The sequence below is a fragment of the Adlercreutzia equolifaciens genome, from assembly GCF_029076695.1.
Taxonomy (GTDB): Bacteria; Actinomycetota; Coriobacteriia; order Coriobacteriales; family Eggerthellaceae; genus Adlercreutzia; species Adlercreutzia equolifaciens_A.
The window spans coordinates 1-288 of the sequence record NZ_JARFIK010000630.1 but is presented as its reverse complement, the minus strand read 5'-3'; the positions used below and the strand labels follow the sequence as shown (position 1 = coordinate 288).

1 pseudogene is annotated in these 288 nt (G+C 46.2%); it reads left to right on the top strand.

The features are described from left to right. Positions 1-288 (top strand): annotated as a pseudogene (locus PZH32_RS13905) (hypothetical protein); the annotation flags it as partial.

The window sequence follows — 288 nt, the reverse complement described above, 5'->3', positions numbered from 1 at the left end:
AGTATTATTTCCCAGTATTTATCTGCGTTTCTGATCCTTCGGGCGCTGGTAAAAGTGGGCGGGGATTATGCACTTCGTCTTTCCAAACTGAGGATTGACAAGAGAATGGCAGGATACCTTATCCAGATCGGTCTTCCGGCAGGATTGCAAAACGGTATTTTTCAGGTGGCAAATCTGTTTATCCAGGCAGGCGTCAATACCTTTGATGCTACAATGGTGGCAGGTAATTCCGCTGCGGCAAATGCAGATGCTCTTTTGTATGACTCCATGGCTGCTTTTTATACAGCC